General features: G+C 70.8%; 13 protein-coding genes and 1 pseudogene. 5 read left to right on the top strand and 9 right to left on the bottom strand.

Annotated elements, in window-relative coordinates:
- A pseudogene (locus ABZ714_RS06325) lies at nucleotides 1-1,626 on the top strand (ABC transporter substrate-binding protein); the annotation flags it as partial.
- 9 nt (nucleotides 1,627-1,635) lie between these two features.
- On the opposite strand, the gene ABZ714_RS06320 reads toward ABZ714_RS06325, so the two are convergent.
- A complete protein-coding gene (locus ABZ714_RS06320) occupies nucleotides 1,636-2,604 on the bottom strand; it encodes a LysR family transcriptional regulator (protein WP_358823977.1) in 969 nt (322 codons plus the stop codon).
- A gap of 62 nt (nucleotides 2,605-2,666) precedes the next feature.
- Between ABZ714_RS06320 and ABZ714_RS06315 the strand changes: the two genes are divergently transcribed.
- The 3 genes from ABZ714_RS06315 to ABZ714_RS06305 all read left to right on the top strand — a co-directional run bounded on the left by ABZ714_RS06315 (nucleotide 2,667) and on the right by ABZ714_RS06305 (nucleotide 6,029).
- On the top strand, nucleotides 2,667-3,965 hold the full coding sequence (locus tag ABZ714_RS06315; RefSeq protein WP_358823976.1) for an MFS transporter: 1,299 nt from the start codon (nucleotides 2,667-2,669) through the stop codon (nucleotides 3,963-3,965).
- A 270-nt stretch (nucleotides 3,966-4,235) separates the two neighbouring features.
- Complete coding sequence (locus ABZ714_RS06310) at nucleotides 4,236-4,934, top strand: L,D-transpeptidase family protein (protein ID WP_358823975.1); 699 nt, start codon at nucleotides 4,236-4,238, stop codon at nucleotides 4,932-4,934.
- 66 nt (nucleotides 4,935-5,000) lie between these two features.
- A complete protein-coding gene (locus tag ABZ714_RS06305) occupies nucleotides 5,001-6,029 on the top strand; it encodes a sigma-70 family RNA polymerase sigma factor (protein ID WP_358823974.1) in 1,029 nt (342 codons plus the stop codon).
- Between the two features lie 6 nt (nucleotides 6,030-6,035).
- Here ABZ714_RS06305 and ABZ714_RS06300 read toward each other — a convergent pair whose 3' ends face one another.
- From ABZ714_RS06300 to ABZ714_RS06270, 7 genes are all read right to left on the bottom strand, one after another.
- Complete coding sequence (locus ABZ714_RS06300) at nucleotides 6,036-6,359, bottom strand: STAS domain-containing protein (RefSeq protein ID WP_358823973.1); 324 nt, start codon at nucleotides 6,357-6,359, stop codon at nucleotides 6,036-6,038.
- 161 nt (nucleotides 6,360-6,520) lie between these two features.
- Complete coding sequence (locus ABZ714_RS06295) at nucleotides 6,521-7,798, bottom strand: thymidine phosphorylase (RefSeq protein ID WP_358823972.1); 1,278 nt, start codon at nucleotides 7,796-7,798, stop codon at nucleotides 6,521-6,523.
- A 155-nt stretch (nucleotides 7,799-7,953) separates the two neighbouring features.
- Nucleotides 7,954-8,412, bottom strand: coding sequence for a cytidine deaminase (locus ABZ714_RS06290; protein WP_358823971.1), 459 nt, complete (start codon nucleotides 8,410-8,412; stop codon nucleotides 7,954-7,956).
- The gene (locus ABZ714_RS06285; protein ID WP_358823970.1) at nucleotides 8,409-9,695 is read right to left on the bottom strand and encodes an ABC transporter permease; all 1,287 of its coding nucleotides are present in this window, start codon (nucleotides 9,693-9,695) and stop codon (nucleotides 8,409-8,411) included. The genes ABZ714_RS06290 and ABZ714_RS06285 overlap by 4 nt, the downstream gene beginning before the upstream one ends.
- A complete protein-coding gene (locus tag ABZ714_RS06280) occupies nucleotides 9,692-10,834 on the bottom strand; it encodes an ABC transporter permease (RefSeq protein ID WP_358823969.1) in 1,143 nt (380 codons plus the stop codon). Before ABZ714_RS06280 ends, ABZ714_RS06285 begins: the two co-directional genes overlap by 4 nt.
- Nucleotides 10,831-12,450 carry an ABC transporter ATP-binding protein gene (locus ABZ714_RS06275; protein ID WP_358823989.1) on the bottom strand — a complete coding sequence of 540 codons (1,620 nt, stop codon included), beginning with the start codon at nucleotides 12,448-12,450 and terminating at the stop codon, nucleotides 10,831-10,833. Before ABZ714_RS06275 ends, ABZ714_RS06280 begins: the two co-directional genes overlap by 4 nt.
- A gap of 290 nt (nucleotides 12,451-12,740) precedes the next feature.
- On the bottom strand, nucleotides 12,741-13,799 hold the full coding sequence (locus ABZ714_RS06270) for a BMP family ABC transporter substrate-binding protein (protein WP_358823968.1): 1,059 nt from the start codon (nucleotides 13,797-13,799) through the stop codon (nucleotides 12,741-12,743).
- 926 nt (nucleotides 13,800-14,725) lie between these two features.
- Here ABZ714_RS06270 and ABZ714_RS06265 point away from each other — a divergent pair.
- Nucleotides 14,726-15,049 carry a hypothetical protein gene (locus ABZ714_RS06265; RefSeq protein WP_358823967.1) on the top strand — a complete coding sequence of 108 codons (324 nt, stop codon included), beginning with the start codon at nucleotides 14,726-14,728 and terminating at the stop codon, nucleotides 15,047-15,049.
- 341 nt (nucleotides 15,050-15,390) lie between these two features.
- Here ABZ714_RS06265 and ABZ714_RS06260 read toward each other — a convergent pair whose 3' ends face one another.
- On the bottom strand, nucleotides 15,391-16,080 hold the full coding sequence (locus ABZ714_RS06260; protein WP_358823966.1) for an ABC transporter ATP-binding protein: 690 nt from the start codon (nucleotides 16,078-16,080) through the stop codon (nucleotides 15,391-15,393).
- Between the last annotated feature and the right edge of the window lie 3 nt (nucleotides 16,081-16,083).

Raw genomic sequence — 16,083 nt, 5'->3', positions numbered from 1 at the left:
CGCGACGACGGACGCCGCGACTGCGTCCGCGCCACCGCCCGCCCCACCGCAGCCCGCGTCCTCTGGTCCGTCCACACCCTCGTCCTCGTCACCGCCCTCCTCGCGGGCACGGTCGTCATCAGCTCCCGGAATCTCGCGGACAAGTACTGCGACAGCTCCGCTCTCTCGGCCAACCGGGATACCAAGCGGGTGGAGACGAAGGGTGTGCGGGGTGCCGAGTGCGTAGGCATCGCCACCGGCGACGTCCGCTTCTCCGACTGGCTGAAGCGCGGCAACGAACCGGCCGAGTCGGCCGCGTCCCCCTCCTGGACTCTGGCGACGCTGGAGAAGCTCATCCGGGCGGAGAACAAGAAGGTGCTCGACCACCACTCGGGCACATACGTCACCATCGTCTACGCGGGCCCCCTCAGCTCCGCCTCCCCGGAGAACGTCTCCCCGGTGAAGGGCATCGAGGAGCTGGCGGGCGTATACGTCGCCCAGCGGGCGATCAACAAGGAGAAGGGGCTGACCCGGCTCCGGGTACTGATCGCCAACGGCGGCCCGGATATGCGCGACCAGATAGTCATGGCCGAGTCGATCGCCCGCTACGCCCGCCGCGACCCCACCCTCGTCGGGGTCGTCGGTATCGGGCGCAATCTCACCACCAGCGATGATGTCGCGACCATTCTCAAGAAGGCCGAACTGCCGGTGATCTCCGGTACGAATTCCTCGACCCAGCTCCCCACGACACACGCCAACTGGTTCAGCCTGGCCGCACCCGACAAGTGGCAGGCCGATCAGATCGGACTGATCGCCCGGCAGCTCCGTGACCCGAAGCAGAAGACGCAGTACGCGCTGGTACTGGCCCGCGACACCGGGAACACCCAGGACGAGTACACCAAGCAGCAGGCCAAGTTCGGGGGCGAGATGCTGGTCCGGGAGAAATTCACGCCCCTGAGGAGCGAGACCTACACCGTCGGGCCGGGCGGAGCCAATCTGCGGGAGCCGAGCCAGAAGTTCTGCCGGGGCGACAAGGTTCCGTCGGTGATCTACTTCGCGGGCCGGGCCGAGGACGCCAGCGCGCTGACGTCCGCGCTCCGCGACGAGCAGGGCTGTGCCGACAAGGACATCTCCGTCCTCACCGGCGACGACATCTCCAAGGAGGACTTCACCCCGCAGGGGGACGGGAGTATGCCGTCGAACGTCACGCTCTATCACTCGACACTGGCCCAGCTGGCCGAGAAGCGGGATACGGACTTCTACGAGAACGGCAAAGAGTTCCTGCCGGTGACGGGAAAGAAGGACGCCTGGGCCGGACCGGAGGCGGATGCGCTGGCGAACGGGCAGACCGCCTTGTCCCATGACGCCACCTGGACCCTGTACAGGGCGGCCAGTGACTCCGGAGTCGTCCAGAGCCGGGCTGCGGCCTGGGTGAATCTGCGGGCGCAGAAGGTCCCGAAGATGGCGACGGGCGAGATCGACTTCACGACGGGGCCGCCCAAGTCGGAGCGGACGGGCCACAGCATCGTGCTGAACCGGGTCCGGCGCGGGGCGGACGGTGCACCCGACATCGACGAGTTGTGCGCCCGGCCCGCCGGGAACACCGTCCCCCTGACCGTGGAGGAGTGCGCCATACCCGAGCCGTAACCCCAGGGTTCACGGCTCGCGGGGAATCAGCTTCCCCCGGCGCGACAGCAGGAACTTCTTGAACGCCGCGACCGGGGGCGTGTCCACATGGCCGTCCCGCCAGGCCAGGCCGATCTCCCGGACCGCCCGCGGTGCGGTGACCGTGAGTTCGACGACTCCGGGGCGCGGTACCGCGGGCGGCGGCAGCAGGGCCACGCCGAGGCCCGCCGCCACCAGGCCGCGCAGGGTCTCCGCCTCCTCGCCCTCGAAGGCGATCTTCGGGGTGAAGCCCGCCTGGGTACACAGGTCGTCGGTGATCCGGCGGAGCCCGTAGCCGGGTTCGAGGGTGACGAAGACGTCGTCGGCGGCTTCGGCGAGGCGGATCCGGCGGCGTCCGGCGAGCCGGTGGTCGTCGGGGACGACGAGCCGTAGCCGCTGTTCGTCGAGGCGCCGGGAGACCAGGTCCGGCGCGTCGGGCACCGGTGAGGTCAGGCAGAGGTCGAGTTCGCCGGTACGCAGTCCGCCGAGCATCGCCTCGCCGTAGTTCTGGACGAGGGTGAACCGCACCTTGGGATGGTCGGCGCGGAAGGCCCGGAGGAGTCCGGGGACGGTCTCGGAGCCCATGGTGTGGAGGAAGCCGAAGGCGACCCGGCCCGCGTGCGGGTCGGCGTCGGCCCGTACGGACTCGGCGGCCCGCTCGACCTCGGCGAGGGCGCGTTCGACGGAGTCGAGGAAGGTACGGCCCGCGGGGGTGAGGGAGACCGTACGGCCGCGCCGATCGAAGAGGGTGACGCCGAGGTCGCGCTCCAGCCGGACCATCGCCCGGGAGAGCGTCGACTGGGGGACGCCGGTCTCCTGCGCGGCCCGGGTCACATGCTCGTGCCGGGCCACCTCCGCGAAGTACGCCAGCCTCGGGACGAGCCGCACAAGCAGCGCCGAGATGTCTTCTGTGTCACTGATATGTGACAGCCGCCGCTCTGAGCTGTGTTCATGCACCATGGGAACGATTATCGGCGTTCTATGCATTGGACGCATGAAAAAGCCGGCCGTAGGTTCGTGTCATGCCTGCCGCCAGTACCGAGGCGTCCGCTCCCGCAGCGGGCGCCCTCGCACCAGAACCGTCCCCGACTCCTGTTCCCGAGCCGCTCGCCCCCGGGCAGCCCGGCTACCGCCGGATGAGCTTCGCGCTCTTCGCCGCCGGTGTCGCCGCCTTCGCCCTCCTCTACTCCACGCAGGCACTGCTGCCCGCCGTCTCCGCCGACTTCGGTGTGACGGCGTCGGCCGCGAGCTGGACGGTCTCCGCCTCGACCGGCGCGCTCGCCCTCCTCGTACTGCCGCTGAGCGCCCTCTCGGAGCGCTTCGGCCGCCGCACCCTGATGACCGTCTCGCTGACGGTCGCCGTCGTCATCGGTCTGCTGGTGCCGCTGGCGCCGAACCTGGAGACCCTGATCGCCCTGCGGGCCCTTCAGGGCGCCGCGCTGGCGGGTGTCCCCGCGTCGGCGATGGCGTATCTCGCCGAGGAGGTACGGCCCCGGGCGCTGGTCGCCGCGATCGGGCTGTTCGTCGCGGGCAACAGCGTCGGCGGGATGAGCGGCCGGATCGTCACCGGCTGGGCCGCGCAGTTCGGCGGCTGGCGGGTGGGTCTTGCCGCGGTCGGCGTGCTGGCGCTGCTCGCCGCGGTGGCCTTCCGGCTGCTGCTGCCCCGGCCGCGCCGGTTCGCCCCGGCGCCGCTGAGCCCGCGGGCGATCGGTTCGACCGTACGCGGCCATCTGGCGAACCCGCTGCTGATCCGGCTGTACGCGATCGGCGCGCTCTTCATGACGGTCTTCGGCGCGGTCTACACGATGGTCGGCTACCGGCTGACGGAGGAGCCGTTCGGGCTGCCGCCGGGTGTGGTGGGCTCGGTCTTCCTGGTCTATCTCGTCGGTACGGTGTCGTCGGCGACGTCCGGGCGGCTGGTGGCCCGGCTCGGGCGGCGCGGCGCGCTGTATCTGGCGGTGGTGACGACGGCGGCGGGTCTGCTGCTGACCCTGATGGCGTCGCTGCTGGCGATGGTGCTGGGGCTTGTGCTGATCACGGCCGGGTTCTTCGCCGGGCACGCGGTCGCGTCGTCGGCGGTGAGCCGGGCGGCGAAGACGGGCCGGGCGCAGGCGTCGGCGCTGTACCAGTCGGCGTACTACATCGGCAGCAGCGTCGGCGGCACGCTGGGCGCGATCGCGTTCCACTCCGGCGGCTGGGCGGGCACGGTCGCCCTGGGGCTGCTGGCGGTCGCGGGTGTCGTCTCGATCACCGCGTACGGAAGCTGGGCGGCCCGGGTCGAGCAGCGCACCCTGCTGGTGGCGGGTTCCCCGGCCCGCTGACGGCACGCGGGCGGTACGCGGGCGGTACCGATCTCGGACCCGGATCGAAAGGTCCGGGTCCGATACGTTTCCGGCGCCCGGCCCGGCGTCCCGTACGTCCCCCGTACGGAAACCCGCCTCAAGGACACGACGCCACAACCCGGGTGATCACCTGACTCCGTACCAGAACCGAGACATTCCCCCTACAACTTCCGCACCGTTCCTTCCGTCTTTCTTACTGAACCGGTCAAGAGGGCCGGGATCGGCGAAGAGAACCAAGGGGGGCCAGCGATGGCGAGGACACGCGGGCGCGTGGGGGTCGTACTCGGACTGGCGGGCATGCTCGTACCGCTGACGATGGCGCTGGGTACGGGGAGCGCGCAGGCCGCCTCCGCGTGTACGGCAAAGGCGGGGCCGCACCAGAAGCAGGCGGAGAAGTTCCTGGGGCTGAAGGTGGACGGCAAGCAGTCCACGGCCGACTGCAAGGCGATCCGCTCCTTCCAGCAGCGGCACCAGATCAGCCCGGCGCAGGGGTACGCGGGCACGGTGACCTGGCGGACCATGAACACCATGCTCCAGCAGCGGGCCGCCGGCACGAATCCGAACAAGGCGGGGAACTGCCCGACGAACAAGGGGCGGATCGCCTGTGTCGATCTGACCCGGCAGCTGAGCTGGATCCAGGACGGCAAGAAGCTGGTCTTCGGCCCGGTCGCGGTGCGGACCGGGCGGGACGGGTCGGAGACCAGGACCGGGCTGAAGAAGGTCTACTACCGGAACATCGACCACTTCTCCAGCCTGTACAAGGTGCCGATGCCCTACGCGCAGTTCTTCGACGGCGGTCAGGCGTTCCACTCGGTCACCAAGTCGGTGTGGAGCCCGCCGGGTTCGATGGGGTGCGTCAACATGACGCCGAACGCCGCGAAGAACTACTGGAAGCTGCTCAGGAACGGTGACGATGTCTTCGTCTGGGGCCGGAAGCCCGGAACCTGAGTCCGTTGTCAGTGCCCTCCTGTAGGTTCCGCAGTACTGGAGCCGATGGGTACAGGGGTGGACCCGATGAGTGATCTGGCAACAACGGACGGTGAGGACCGCACCGACGCCAAGGCGCTGGAGGCGGAGCTGGAGCGGTATCGCCGGGAGCTGACCGGCTACTGCTACCGGATGCTCGGGTCCTCCTTCGAGGCCGAGGACGCCGTGCAGGACACCATGGTCCGAGCCTGGCGGAGTGTGGAGAAGTTCGAGGGGCGTTCGTCGCTGCGGTCCTGGCTCTACCGGATCGCGACGAACGTCTGTCTCGACGCTCTGAACGCGGGGAACCGCCGGGCCAGGCCGATGGATCTCTCGGGTCCGACGCCGGTGGCGCAGGCACAGCTCACCGCCCGCCCGGAGGCGACCTGGCTGGAGCCGGTGCCGGACGGGCGGGTGCTGCCGCAGGCCGGGGACCCGGCGGACACGGCGGTCCAGCGGGAGACGATCCGGCTGGCGTTCGTCGCCGCGCTCCAGCATCTGCCGCCGAAGCAGCGCGCGGTGCTGATCCTGCGGGAGGTGCTGTCGTGGAAGGCGGCAGAGGTCGCCGAACTGCTGGGAACCTCGGTCGCCTCGGTGAACAGCGCGCTCCAGCGGGCCCGGGCGACGCTCGCGGAGTCCCCGCCCGCCGCCGGTGACGCGGCCGATCCGCTGGACGAGGAGCAGCGCGAGCTGCTGGAGCGCTATGTCGCCGCCTTCGAGGGGTACGACATGGAGGCGCTGACGGCCGTCCTGCACGACGACGCGACGCTCTCCATGCCGCCGTACGACCTCTGGCTCCAGGGCCACGAGAACATCGTGGGCTGGATGCTGGGTGTCGGTTCGGTCTGCCGCGATTCGCGGCTGGTTCCGACGGTGGCCAATGGGATGCCCGCCTTCGCGCACTATCACGCGGCGGAGGACGGCGACGGTCATGTGCCGTGGGCGCTGATGGTGATGGACATCCGCGACGGCAAGATCGCGGGGATCAACTCCTTCCTGGACACGGCCCGCTGGTTCCCGATGTTCGATCTGCCGCTCCGGCTGGAGCCGGAGGATTCGAAGCCCGGGGACTCGTAACCCGGTTCAGTCGGGGCGGGCCGGGCGGGCGAGGGCGCCCAGGCCGACGAGGTGCAGCAGGGCGCCGAGTTCGGCCGGGGCGTCGCGGAGCCGCAGTTCGCAGCCGAGGCGGCGGGCGGTGAGATGGAGCCGGGCGACCGCGTCGACGGCGGTCAGATCGGCCCTGGTCAGTTCGCGGGCGTCACAGACCGCCTCGGTGTCGGGCCGGGCGCCGAGTTTGGCGGTCAGCTCGGCACAGAGCCGGGGTACGTCGTCGGGCCGCACCCGTCCGGTGATCCTGACGACCACGGGATCGGCGGCGCTGGTGGTTATGGGCGTGCTGGGGCACATGGATCGCGGTTCCCCGTTCCGTCGGTCCGGCGCTGTCGGGTGGTGCCTGTCGCTGTATGGACCGGGGGCCCGGCCGATTCTCATCGGCCGGGCCCTTCGGTGTGCCATGACGGGCGCCACACCGGGCGGCCCCGGCGGGCGACGACGGAGGGGGACGGGGGTCAGGAGATCCGGTCGAGGACGATCGGGGCCGGGGTGAAGGCGGTGCCCTCGGGGGCGATGTCGTACGCGCCGGTCAGCGGCTCCAGCGCGTAGTCGAACTTCTCCGGGGTGTCCGTGTGCAGGGTCAGCAGGGGCTGACCGGCGGTGACGGTGTCGCCGGGCTTGGCGTGGAGTTCGACTCCGGCCCCGGCCTGCACCGGGTCCTCCTTGCGGGCGCGGCCGGCGCCGAGCCGCCAGGCGGCGAGGCCGATGTCGTAGGCGTCGAGCCGGGTGAGGACTCCGGTGACGGGGGCGGTGACGACATGGCGCTCCCGGGCGACGGGGAGTTCGGCGTCGGGGTCGCCGCCCTGGGCGCTGATCATGCGGCGCCAGACGTCCATCGCGGAGCCGTCGGCGAGGGCCTTGGCCGGGTCGGCGTCGGGCAGTCCGGCGGCGGTGAGCATCTCCCGGGCGAGGGCGAGGGTCAGTTCGACGACATCGGCGGGGCCGCCGCCCGCGAGGACCTCGACGGATTCGCGGACCTCCAGCGCGTTGCCCGCCGTCAGGCCGAGGGGGGTGGCCATGTCGGTGAGGAGGGCGACCGTGCGGACGCCGCTGTCGGTGCCGAGGGCGACCATGGTGGACGCCAGTTCGCGGGCGTCGTCCAGGTTCTTCATGAAGGCGCCGGAGCCGACCTTGACGTCGAGGACGAGGGAGCCGGTGCCCTCGGCGATCTTCTTGGACATGATGGAGGAGGCGATCAGCGGGATGGCCTCGACGGTGCCGGTGACGTCCCGCAGGGCGTAGAGCTTCTTGTCGGCGGGGGCGAGGCCGTCCCCGGCGGCGCAGATCACGGCGCCGGTGGTGTCGAGGACCCGCAGCATCTCCTCGTTGGAGAGCAGGGCCCGCCAGCCGGGGATGGACTCCAGCTTGTCGAGGGTGCCGCCGGTGTGGCCGAGGCCCCGGCCGGAGAGCTGGGGTACGGCGGCGCCGCAGGCGGCGACCAGCGGGGCCAGCGGGAGGGTGATCTTGTCGCCGACACCGCCGGTGGAGTGCTTGTCGGCGGTGGGGCGGCTGAGGGTGTCGAAGCTCATCCGCTCGCCGGAGGCGATCATCGCGGCGGTCCAGCGGGCGATCTCGGTCCGGTTCATCCCGTTCAGCAGGATGGCCATGGCCAGGGACGACATCTGTTCGTCGGCGACGGCGCCCCGGGTGTAGGCGTCGATGATCCAGTCGATCTGCTCGCCGGAGAGTTCGCCTCGGTCCCGCTTGGTGCGGATGACGGAGATGGCGTCCATGGGGTGTTCCTCCTGTGGTGCGGTTGTGGTGCGGTGGGAGCACGGCCGGTGGCGCCGGGCCCTTGTGCCGTACGGACCCGGTGCCGTACGACCGGCCCCGGCCGGGAAACGACGCGGCCCCTCCGCCGGGTTCCGGTGGAGAGGCCGTCGCGCGTTCAGGCGAGGTGGGCCGGGCCGAAGGGCTGCGGCAGCAGTTCGGCCAGGGTCACGATGCCCCCGGGAGTGTCCAGGAGCAGTTCGGGGCCGCCGAACTCGTAGAGCAGCTGACGGCACCGGCCGCACGGCACCAGGCTGCCGCCCCCGCCGTCGACACAGCTGAAGTGGGTCAGCCGCCCGCCGCCGGTGAGCTGGAGCTGGGAGATCATGCCGCATTCGGCGCAGAGGGAGAGGCCGTAGGAGGCGTTCTCCACATTGCAGCCGGTGACGGTCCGGCCGTCGGTGGTCCGGGCGGCGGCGCCGACCGGGAAGCCGGAGTACGGGACGTACGCGTGGGTCATGGCCTCGCGGGCCCGGACCCGCAGGCTCTCCCAGTCGAAGGCGTCCGGGGCGCCCCGGGTGCCCCGGGTGCCCGGCGGGTGGTCGCCCGCCGGGCCGCCGGGGGCCGGGGTCGTCATTTGCCCTGGCCCTTTCGGTAGCGCATACCGTCGGCCTTGGGCATTCGCAGGCGTTGCGCGGAGAGCGACAGCACCAGCAGGGTCACGATGTACGGGGTCGCGGTGACGAACTCGGTGGGCACGGTGTCCGTACCGAGGTACCAGACCAGGACGAGGGCCGCGATCACGGCACTGGCACCGGCCTGGACGAGCGACTTGCGGTAGTACTTCCAGATCGCCAGTGCGACCAGGCCGATGACCAGGGCCAGCAGCAGGGCGTGCACGGACTGGCCGCCGTTGCGGAGCTGGAGGGCGTCGGAGTAGCCGAAGAGGCCCGCGCCCATGGCGAGTCCGCCCGGCCGCCAGTTGCCGAAGATCATCGCGGCGAGGCCGATGTAACCCCGGCCGCCGGTCTGGCCCTCGTTGTAGATGTGCGAGGTGACCAGGGAGAGGAAGGCGCCGCCGAGGCCCGCCATACCGCCGGAGATGATCACCGCGATGTACTTGTACTTGTAGACGTTGACGCCGAGGGACTCGGAGGCGATCGGGTTCTCGCCGCAGGAGCGGAGGCGGAGGCCGAAGCCGGTCTTCCAGAGCACCAGGAACGTGCCGACGAAGAGCAGGATCGCCACGATCGTCAGCAGCGACACATTGGTGACCAGGCCGCCGAGGATGCCCGCCAGGTCCGAGACGAAGAACCACTCCTTCTTCTCGATGGTGCGGAAGAGGTCGGAGAGTCCGGGCAGGGTGACCGTGCCGATGTCGTCGGACGGCGGTGACTGCTTGGGGCTGCCGCCCTTCGCGGACGCCTCGCCGCTGTTGAACCAGAGCTTGGCGAAGTAGCTGGTGATCCCGAGCGCGAGGATGTTGATCGCGATACCGGAGATGATGTGGTCGACACCGAAGGTGACGGTGGCGATCGCGTGCAGCAGTCCGCCGAACATGCCGCCGAGGACACCCGCGAGGACACCGATCCACGGATCGGTCTGCCAGCCCGCCCAGGCACCGAAGAAGGTGCCGAGGATCATCATGCCTTCGAGGCCGATGTTGACGACGCCCGCGCGTTCGGCCCAGAGGCCGCCGAGACCGGCGAGGCCGATCGGGACGGCGAGCGAGAGCGCGGCGCTGATCTGGCCGGACGAGGTGATGTCCTGGGCGCCGGAGATCACCCGGACCGCCGAGAGGGCGATCAGGGCGCCCGAGATGATCAGCAGGACCATCGGGAAGGAGAGCCGGGTGCGCCCGCCCTTGCCGCCGACCTTGGGTGCGGCGGGGGGCGGAGTCGTGGTCGCCGTGGCGGTCACGCCGACACCTCCTTCTTGTCGCTGTTGCCGTTGCCGTTGTTACCGTCGCCCGCGGCCCGCGCCTGGGCGGCGAGCCGGGCCCCGACCTGCCGCTGCTGGCGCTTGAGGCCGTACCGGCGGACCACTTCGTACGCGATGACGACACAGAGCACGATGACGCCCTGGATGACGCCGACGATCTCCTTGTCGTAACCCTGGAACTCCAGCTGGCCGCTGCCGCGCTCCAGGAAGGCCCAGAGCAGGGCGCCGAGCGCGATGCCGACCGGGTGGTTGCGGCCGAGCAGGGCGATCGCGATACCGGTGAAGCCGATCCCGACCGGGAAGTCGCCGCTGTACTCGTAGCTGTCGTTGAGCAGGGTCGGCATGCCGACGAGACCGGCGGCGGCGCCGGAGATCAGCATGGACGTGACGACCATCTTCTTCACGTTCACACCGCTGGCCTGGGCGGCGGAGCCGGACTGGCCGACGGTCCGCAGGTCGAAGCCGAAGCGGGTGCGGGCGAGGGTGAACCAGTAGGCGACGCCGACGATCACCGCGATCACGACGAAGCCCCAGATCGGGTCGGGCTTGGTCGGGAACTCGAAGAAGTGGGAGGACTCCGGGATAGGCTTGGTGGAGATCTTGGTCCCGGCCTGGTCGAGATGGCCGAGCCGGCCCTGCTGGAGCAGATAGCCGATGATCGCGGTGGCGATCGCGTTGAGCATGATCGTCGAGACGACCTCGCTCACCCCGCGGGTGACCTTGAGGACACCGGCGATACCGGCCCACATGGCGCCGACCAGCATGGCGCAGAGCATGATCAGCGGGACCTGCACCGGGCCGGGCAGGGTCAGGGCGCCGCCGAGGGCGGCGGCGAAGAAGGCCGCGAGCCGGTACTGGCCGTCGACACCGATATTGAACAGGTTCATCCGGAAGCCGACGGCGACCGCGATACCGGCCAGGTAGTACGTCGTGGCCTTGTTGATGATGTAGACCTGGCTGTCCGACTTGGTGCCGTAGTCGAACATGATGCTGAAGGCGTTGAACGGCTCCTTGCCGGTCGCGGCCAGTACCAGCGCCGTGACCAGGAAGGCGACGACGATCGCCAGCAGGGGGGCGGCGAGCCCCAGGAGCACCCGCTCCTTGTCGAACTTCTTCATCGGTCCTCTCCCCCGTCGGTGTCGCGCCCGGCGGCGGGGGTCTGGCCGGCGGCCGACGGCCCGCCGTCGTCGTCGGTGTGCTCCAGATGGCCGCTGGCAGCGCCGGTCATGGCCGAGCCCAGCTCCTCCGGGGTGATGGTGGCGGGGTCGGCGTCCGCGACCAGCCGGCCCCGGTACATCACCCGGAGGCTGTCGGAGAGCCCGATCAGCTCGTCGAGGTCGGCGGAGATCAGCAGTACGGCCAGGCCCTCACGGCGGGCCTCCCGGATCTGGTCCCAGATCTGCGCCTGCGCGCCGACGTCCACACCACGGGTGGGGTGGGCGGCGATCAGCAGCTTCGGCCGGTGGCTCATCTCCCGGCCGACGATCAGCTTCTGCTGGTTGCCGCCGGAGAGGGAGGCCGCGGTGACGTCGATCCCGGGGGTGCGGACGTCGTACTCGCGGACGATCCGCTCGGTGTCGGCCCGGGCGCCCTTGATGTCGAGGAACGCGCCCCTGCTGTTGGGCTTCTCGGTGACATGGCCGAGGATCCGGTTCTCCCACAGCGGGGCTTCCAGCAGCAGCCCGTGCCGGTGGCGGTCCTCGGGGATGACCGCGAGGCCGTCCTCGCGCCGCTTCCGGGTGGGGGTGTGCGTGATGTCGGTGCCGTCGAGGGTGACGGTCCCGGCGTCCGGGTTCCGCATGCCCATGATGGCCTCGACCAGTTCGGACTGGCCGTTGCCCTCGACTCCGGCGATGCCCAGGACCTCGCCCTTGTGGATGGTGAAGTCGATCCCGCCGAGGACCGCGCGGACCACGCCGTCGGGGTCGGTGGCGGTCAGCCGCAGCTTCTCGACGGTGAGCATCGGGACGTCGGTGACGGTCGACTCACGGGTCTCGGGCGACGGCAGCTCGCTGCCGACCATCAGCTCGGCGAGCTGCTTGACCGTGGTGTTCGCCGGGTCGGCGGTACCGACGGTGGTGCCGCGCCGGATGACGGTGATGTCGTCGGCGACGGAGAGCACCTCGCCCAGCTTGTGCGAGATGAAGATGACGGTCAGGCCCTCGGCCTTGAGCTCGCGCAGGTTGTCGAAGAGGGCGTCGACCTCCTGGGGCACCAGGACGGCGGTCGGCTCGTCGAAGATCAGCGTACGGGCGCCCCGGTAGAGGACCTTGAGGATCTCCACCCGCTGGCGGTCGGCGACACCGAGGTCCTCGACGTGCGCGTCGGGCCTGATCCCCAGGCCGTACGCGTCCGAGATCTCCTTGATCTTGGCGCGGGCGCGGTCTCCGATGCCGTACAGCTTCTCGGAGCCGAGGACCACGTTCTCCAGGACGGTCAGATAGTCGGCGAGCATGAAGTGCTGGTGCACCATGCCGATGCCGCGGGCGATGGCGTCGCCGGGGCTGGAGAAGGAGACCTCTTCGCCGTCGACCGTGATGGTGCCCTCGTCCGGCTTCTGCATGCCGTAGAGGATCTTCATCAGGGTGGACTTCCCGGCGCCGTTCTCGCCGATCAGGGCGTGGACGGTGCCCCGGCGGACGGTGATGTCGATGTCGTGGTTGGCCACGACTCCGGGGAATCGTTTGGTGATGCCGCGGAGCTCTACGGCATGGGGGCTGCTGGACGCGTTGATGGCGCACTCTCCCTGGGCAGGAGGCGGAGCTGGGGGCGGGGGCGGACGAGCGGGGGGTGTGGTGGCGAAAACTACCGTGATTCGTGGTCCACGGCAGACGCTACGCGCGTAGCGCCGCCAAGTCGTCCACAAGGCGGCCCGGCCCCGCTCCGGGGTACGGAACGGGGTCCCCGTCCGGGGTGCGGAAGGGGTCGCCCGGGGTCACGGATCCGGGCGGCGGGCCGCCTCGTGGATCAGGGCCCGGCGGAGCGGCTAGGCCGCTCGTCCGGGCCCTGATCAGACGGCTCGGGTCAGATGGTGGTCTTGACCTTGATGGTGCCGTCGACGATCTTCTTCTTCGCCTCGTCCAGCTTCGCCTGGATGTCCTTCAGGTGACCGCCGGTCTGCACCAGGCTGACACCGTCCTCGGCGAGCGAGTAGGTGTGCGTGCCGGTCAGCGGCTTGCCGTCCTTCACGGACTTGGCCAGCTCGAAGACGCCGGTGTCGACGTTCTTGACGACCGAGGTCAGGATGGAGTCGGCGTACTTCGACAGGGCCGGGTCCTTGGCCTGGTCGGAGTCGACACCGATGGCCCAGGCGCCCTTCTTTGCCGCGACGGCCTCGATGGCGCCGGCGCCGGAGCCGCCCGCGGCGGCGTAGACCACGTCGATGCCCTTGTCGAGCATGCCCTGGGCGGCGGCCTTGCCCTTGTCGGGGCTGCCGAAGCCGGACAGGTCCGTACCGGTGGAGAGGTACTGGATCTGGACGGTCGCCTTCGGGTTGGTCTCCTTGACGCCCTGCTGGAAACCGGCCGCGAACTTCTTGATCAGCGGCAGGTCCACGCCGCCGATGAAGCCGACCTTTCCGTCCTTGGACTTCAGGGCCGCGGCGACACCGGCGAGGTAGGAGCCCTGCTCCTCGGTGAAGACGATGTTGTCGACGTTCTTCGCCTCGGAGACCGAGTCGACCAGGCCGAAGGTGGTCTTCGGGAACTTGGGCGCGATCTTGTCGATGGCGTCCTTGTAGGCGAAGCCGACGGCGACGACGGGGTTGTAGCCGCCCTCGGCCAGCGACGCGAGGCGGGCCTCGCGGTCGGCGGGCGTCTCGCCGTGCTTGGCGGTCAGCTCCTTGACCTCGGCACCCAGCTCGGCCTTGGCCTTGTCCAGGCCGCGCGCGGCGGAGTCGTTGAAGGAGTTGTCGCCCCGGCCGCCGACGTCGTAGGCCGCGCCGACCTTCAGCTTCCCGGCGGTGCCGGCGCTGGAGGAGCTGGAGGAGTTGGAGTCGGTGGAGGACTCGCCGCACGCGGTGGCCGTGAGGGCGAGGGCCGCGGCGGTGATACCCGCGGCGGTGATCTTGGATACCCGGCGCAAGAGGAGGGGTCCCTTCGAGACTGACCGAAAGCGCCTCTTCCGGCGCTGGTTTCGCCGCGATCGTAACGCGCGTAGATGTCAGTTAAAGACCCGTTCATGAGTCGTTATCGGATCGTCGCGTTTACCGCCCGGGACCGGTGACCGCCCGGTGACGCAGCGGGGCCCCGGAAAGGGGCCCGGGGGCGGGACCGGCGAGGTGCGGGAGGGGTTTCGGGGGCGCCAGGGGCGGAGGGGCCCGGCGGGTCGGGCGGGGTGGGCGGGGCCGGGGGTACGGAGGCCGCGGGGGCTCACGGGCCGGGTGCCGGACGGAGTGCCGGCGGGCTCCCGGCGACGCCCGGGGCCGCCGGAGGGCTTCCGGGGCGGCGCCGAATCTGGCCGGAATCATTCGCCCGGCGCGCCCCCGGACTTCTGGCGCAAATGTCGTTGTACGCGCCATCCGCCATTGCCGTCTCCGGCGGCGCGGCCGGCCGCGTCACCGGTGCGGTATTCCGGGGCGGGCGAGGGGCGGCAGACCCCCTGGATTCCCCGGCGGCGGCTCCGGGATTCCGGATGGCACGAACCCCAGCGGGTCGGCGGGATGGTTCCGGTGGGCGGGTTCCAGGGTTCCGGATGGCCGATCACGCCCCGCCGCCGGGGCCGATCACCCCGGGATCACCTGCGGGGATTCGGTGCGGAAGGTTTGCCCGAGGCACGGGAAAACCGCTGGCCGAAGGCGTTTCGGCGATATCGGCGCCCGCCGGGGCCGGTGATGGTTCCGGAATAACACCGGGTAATAGTCCGGCGCCTCCTTGTGACCGACTCCGGGCCGTTGATAAAACCTGGCCACCGCGAAACACCTGGAGCCGTTCACCGCCGCCGGGATCCCACCGGATACCGAAAGCGGTGCGGCTCCGCCCTCACCTTCCGGAGGCATTGTGCGCAATATCGTGAAGCAGACCTTGGTCGGCCTGACGGCCGCCGCCGGCATTGTCGCGTTCGGCCCCACGGCCTCGGCCGCCACCACGTCCGCGCCCACGGGCTCGGGGACCCTTTCCGCCGCCGCCCCCGACTGCTCCCGGGGCGTAGGCGGCGGCTCGGAGAAGTACGGCTGGACCGAGTGCACGGGGCTGGGCACGACCCAGCGCGTGCGGGTCGAGATCTGGTGCGGATCCCAGGTGCACTTCGGCGCCTGGGTCCACAACGGCAAGCGGTCCGTGGCCTACTGTCCCACCCTCGCGGCGCCGGACCGGGTCTACACCGACTTCCGCTGACCCGGCCCGGGCTCCGAGCCCGGGCCGGGCCGGGGGCCGGTGGTTCCCGGAGGGCGCCCGCGTGGTGTGCGGGCGCCCTCCGGCGCGACCGGTGGCGGTACGAGGGCCCGCGCGCCCGTCCGGAGCCGTACGAGCCGATGGCGTACGACTCCGGAGCCGTACGGGTGACACGTACCGGCCCTGCCCCGGCCCGGTCCTGCGGCGCCCGCGCGCCCGGGCCCGTACGGCCTCGGCGCCGGTGGGCGGCCCGTACGGCTCCGGGCCCGTACGACTCCGATGCCGTACGAGCCCCCTGACAGCGGCGGCCCCGCTCCGGCCCGCCGCCCGGAACGCCACCGCCGCTATCGCGTGCCCAACTTGCCCCGCTTCAGTTGCAGGACCTCGTCCGAGGCGTCCGCGACCTCGCGGGAGTGGGTCACCACGACCACGCACTTGCCCTCGTCGTGGGCCAGCTTCCGGAACACCTCGATGATCCCGCCCGCCGTCTCGTGGTCCAGGCTGCCGGTGGGTTCGTCGGCGCAGAGGATGTCGACCTCGCAGGCGAGGGCGCGGGCGATGGCGACCCGCTGCTGCTGTCCGCCGGAGAGCCGCAGGGTCCTGCGGTGGTGTTCGGCGGGCTCCACCCCGAGCAGTTCGAGGAGTTCGGCCGCGCGGCGCCGCCGGTCGCCCCGCCGTACCCCGGTGATCTCCATGGCGGCGGTGATGTTCTGGATCGCCGTCATATAGGTGAGCAGGTTCAGCGACTGGAAGACGGTGGCGACATGGCGGTTGCGGTAGCGGCCGAGGCCGACCTCCGTGATGTCGCGGCCCTGGAAGCGGACCGTGCCGGAGGTCGGTGAGTCGAGCCCGCCCGCCAGGGAGAGCAGGGTCGTCTTGCCGCTGCCGGAGGGGCCGACGACGGCGTACATCCGGCCGGGTTCGAAGGCGTGGGTGACGCCCTTGAGTACGGTCCGTTCGCGGTGGCCGCCGCGGAAGGAGCGGGTCACGCCGACGAGTTCGAGTACCGGGGTACCGGTTCGGGTGGGGGTCATCGG

Origin of the sequence: Streptomyces sp. NPDC006798, from assembly GCF_040635975.1 — a bacterium.
Taxonomy (GTDB): Bacteria; Actinomycetota; Actinomycetes; order Streptomycetales; family Streptomycetaceae; genus Streptomyces.
Note: the sequence above shows the minus strand (reverse complement) of the source record. Positions and strands in the feature narration are given on the sequence as shown.